The following is a 3,857-nucleotide window of genomic DNA, read 5'->3' as shown; positions in this document are numbered from 1 at the left end:
GCTTCGCTCCACCTCCGACCGGCAATGGCGGCGGAGACGACAATGCACTAACTATATACCCGGACCACCCGGTGGGGGCTGCTCAGACGACGGTCTGCACCGCCAAGCTCACATATGCGTTCTTCATCATCGCTACTCTCCCGTGTTGATGCCGCCCGCCCGCATAAGTGCGCCGCGCCGTGTCGCGCGTCGCCGGACAGGCTAGCGCATCCATAACAGTCAGTGGATGATACGTGCGTAATCCATCCACCCCTCACCGATTCGACAAGCCTTGCTGCAGTTCTAGGATACCAAACGGCCCGCGCACGCTTTCTGGACGGTCAACAGCTTGGCGTAGAAGAAGGTGCGTACCCGCGCGGTGTGCCGTTCGGTGAGAGTCGCAAACAGACCACAGGCAAAAACTGCAAGTGCGAGCGTAGCGCCAACAAGTGCGATGTTGCCCGCCGTTGGTGGTAAGCGCTCAGAGCCCACTAACAACGCTGCGGCGAATGCCATGATTGGAAAGTGCATGGCATAGAGTGAAAAGCTGGCTTTTGCTCCATAACCGGCGAACGGTCGCAACCAGCGCGGCGTTGGCGGATTCGCTCGTAGCAATATATATAGAAAAAGTGCGAATGCGCCCGCCAGTGCCAGTTCAAGGCCCTCCAGTCCGACAACCCGCACAACGATAAGTATTGCCGGTAATATGCTGCTCGCAATGATCAGCCAGGTGCGGCCAATCGGTGATCGGGGAAAATCGGTCAGATGCGTTTTGGTCATACCATGAAGCGCAGCACCACAAAGCCAACAAGCAAAGCCGATCAGCATGAATGGCGTAATCCAGGCCAGACCGATAAAAATTAAGAAGATTGACGGGCGACGTTGCCTCCAACTGACGACAATGGCCGGAAACCAGATGTAAAACCAGAATTCATAAGCGAGGCTCCAAAGTGGTCCGTTAGTGCCGAACGGCGCAACCACGATGCCCTGCAAGAAGAGAATGTTGCCTAGCAGCACATGCCACTCGAGCGCGCCGACGACATCCTTGCGCAGCACGTAAGTCTCGGTCGTGCCGAGATGGGTCGATGACTCGAGGGCGTAGAGGCCCACCGCGTCGAGCGCTCCACCGATCACCAATGCCGGCACTAGCACGACCAGCAATCGCGCAAGGCGGTCGATCAGGTAGCTTGACCAATGCCAATCCCCGATCCGTCTGTCGATACTGCGCGCGATCCAGAAGCCGCTGAGCACGAAGAAAAGAATGACGCTTGCATGCGCATAACCAGCCAAAAAATAGCCGGCCGAAGCCGCGACCGAGGCTTGCCCGCAATAATCTTCGATGAGGAGATACCAAGCATGTGCGAACGCGACTACGACTGCCAGGACACAGCGCATGGCATCCATAACCGCAAAAGCGCCCTGACCCGACTTCTGGTCGCCGCGCTCCATGTCTTGCCCAGATTTGGTCGAAAAGCCGTCTCCGCGGCGCGCATCCGTTGTATCCCCCATGCATACGATACGACGGCAGATCGCTTACCCCTCAAACTCGTGCCTTCTTTTTTGCCGAACAGGGTGGGGCCAAGCTGTTACGACAGCGATGCTGCCCGTTGGCGGGCGCGATAGAGACGCGTTTCGGCCGCCTTCTCGCTTATGTCGAGTATCAGTGCGGTTTCGACTTGGCTGATGCCCTCGATAGTCCGGAGGACCAGCGATTCCTTCAAGGTCGTTGGCAACACGGCGATGGCACGTGTCGCCCGGTCCAGTTCCTGTCGATTGGCTACGGCGTCTTCAATCGCGTTTCGGTCTCCCGGGACAGCCTCGGCCTCCCTGCCAATTGGCACCGCCAATGACAAATTGCCGCACGGCGTGCTGGCCACCCATTTAAGGCAATGGTTCATCGCCATGTGAAGGCAGGGCACATGGCATTCGTGGCAGGGCGTCCATGCACGCCTTCATGTCGGGGTTGATCTGGTGCATCTCTCTACCTCCGTGTGAGTCCCCGCCTGCCCCTGATACGCGCGCCGCGGAATCACCCCTTGTCGCGATCTCCGTCGATCGAGGCGATGCTACATCGCCCATCGGCCGAACAGCGTTGCAACTATGATGCCCGCGCCAAGCATTAGGAGCGTCAGCGCCGTCATCGCGACGATCTGCGGTCCGGTCACGCGCGGGCCCGTCCCCATGCCGCTCATCCCTGCCATCGCATCGTGCTTCATGTCCGGCATCGGCGTAGCCGATTGCCGGTCCGCGGCGACCTCGTGCCCGCCATGCCCGAGTACGCGCACCGTGCCCATGCCGTGCTTCAACCGGACGCCGACAAGCCAAAGGTTGATAGGGTAGGCAACGGCGAAGCCGACAAGCGTCGCAAGCGACATGACGCCCCAAAAGCGAAGCGAGTTGGCGTGCATCGCAGCCATGTCCCGGCTCATCAACACCACCATCGTCGGGATCATGCCGGCCATAACGGCATTCATCGAAAGCCATTCGGGGATGAACGACATGCGAAGCGCCCCCCAATAGGAACCGCCCGCCATGTCGCGCATGAACAGCGCCTGGAAAATCAGCAGCCCGAACGCGAAGCCGAACACATATTCCGCAATCACGTCCTGCCACATCGGCAGGCCGAGTGCCGTGGTGATCGCGGCCGCGGCGATGACGCCGGTCGCGTCACCCGCCATGCAATGAATGGCCGACCCGAACGCCTGCTTCCAGAGCGGCCGAACGAAGTCCTCGTGCCGCTCGTTCGCCGGTTCCTGGCAGGACAGGACATAGGCCGCGGCCATGATCGGGCCGCCGTAGAGCGTGACCAGCAGCCACCCCCATTTCATCACCCGCAACTCGGGGTTGCGGGTGAAGGCATCCCACGCGACGTAAGCGACCGATATCGCGGTCAGCACGAACCATCCGATCAACACGGCGTCGAGCCAGGGGGCCGGGGAAGGCATCGTCATGGCAGCTCTCCTCTACATGCTAGAGGATACGTGGCTCCCCGCGCCAGCCCTCGCGCGGGGCGTGTCAGGCGAGCTTGCTGGATACGGCCTTGATCGCCTTCAGCCCCGATCCGAACCGCGCGATGGCCTCGCGGTTCCTCTCCAGCTCGCCGTAAGGGAGGTAGGATATGTCGAGGTCGGCGACGCGGCTGAACGCGGGCCGCTGCAATTGCGCACGAACGTCCGCCTCGCGCGCGTCGGGCGCGACGAGGAACAGTCCCGCGGTCGCGTGAAGGTCGCTACCGCTCAAGGCCAGGTCGAGCATCCTGACGATGCCCGAATAGATCGACGTCGAATGCTCCACCTCGAACGCTGCGGCGACGTGATCGCCGGCCTTTTCAAGCCACAGCACGTCGATCAGCCGGATGGAATCAGCGCCCTTCGACCTCGCGATCGTCTCCGGCAAGCGCTCAAGGCACCCTGCGCCCAAGGGCGATCCGTTGAAGGCTCGGCTGCGATCGTTTGCGGCGATCCATACGTCATAGCCGAGTGCCAAGCCTAGATCGCGAAGCCATGCCTGAATTTCGGTATGGGTGCGCTCGTTCTCGCCTTCACGCTGCGCGGCCTTGCTAAGCGTGCGCGCCTCTTCGCGCGCCGCCTCGAGCCGCTGCCCCCAGCTCGCCAGAGCCGCGCCGCTCACGTCGAGCGGCGGGGCCGGGTAGCGATCGGAGCCGATGTCGAACAGCAAGCCGCCGATCGCGCCCAAGTCGTTCGATAAAAGGTCGCGGAAGCGGTCGTTGAGGTCGAGGATGCCGGTTCGCATCGCTAGGAAATGCTCCCAGCTCCCAAGCTTCACGTTCGCCCCCGTCAGCGCGTTGTAACCCTTGACGATCGCGGTGTTGAAGGGCGGCACCAGCGTCGGGTGAAGGAAGTAGAGGAGGTTGGCGA

The 3,857-nt window shown here is 61.6% G+C and carries 4 protein-coding genes; all 4 read right to left on the bottom strand.

Annotated elements, in window-relative coordinates; genetic code table 11:
• Nucleotides 1-282: 282 nt before the first annotated feature.
• Nucleotides 283-1,428 carry an acyltransferase family protein gene (locus AX685_RS08945; RefSeq protein ID WP_066487700.1) on the bottom strand — a complete coding sequence of 382 codons (1,146 nt, stop codon included), beginning with the start codon at nt 1,426-1,428 and terminating at the stop codon, nt 283-285.
• A 137-nt stretch (nt 1,429-1,565) separates the two neighbouring features.
• On the bottom strand, nt 1,566-1,883 hold the full coding sequence (locus AX685_RS08940) for an RNA polymerase sigma factor (protein ID WP_017183481.1): 318 nt from the start codon (nt 1,881-1,883) through the stop codon (nt 1,566-1,568).
• Nucleotides 1,884-2,045: 162 nt separating this feature from the next.
• A complete protein-coding gene (locus AX685_RS08935) occupies nt 2,046-2,762 on the bottom strand; it encodes a DUF4396 domain-containing protein (protein WP_231738725.1) in 717 nt (238 codons plus the stop codon).
• Nucleotides 2,763-2,994: 232 nt separating this feature from the next.
• The coding region (locus tag AX685_RS08930) for a type II restriction endonuclease (protein WP_066487698.1) at nt 2,995-3,857 on the bottom strand (863 nt) is incomplete at its 5' end.

The organism is Sphingomonas sp. CCH9-F2, from assembly GCF_001556735.1.
GTDB lineage: Bacteria > Pseudomonadota > Alphaproteobacteria > Sphingomonadales > Sphingomonadaceae > Sphingomonas > Sphingomonas ginsenosidimutans.
This window is presented reverse-complemented; position numbering and strand designations above follow the sequence as displayed.

Bases quoted from the DNA above. Each gene is read 5' to 3' on its own strand.
- AX685_RS08935 (WP_231738725.1), bottom strand. From the start codon at position 2,762: ATGGCCGCGGCCTATGTCCTGTCCTGCCAGGAACCGGCGAACGAGCGG.
- AX685_RS08940 (WP_017183481.1), bottom strand. From the start codon at position 1,883: ATGGCGATGAACCATTGCCTTAAATGGGTGGCCAGCACGCCGTGCGGC.
- AX685_RS08945 (WP_066487700.1), bottom strand. From the start codon at position 1,428: ATGGAGCGCGGCGACCAGAAGTCGGGTCAGGGCGCTTTTGCGGTTATG.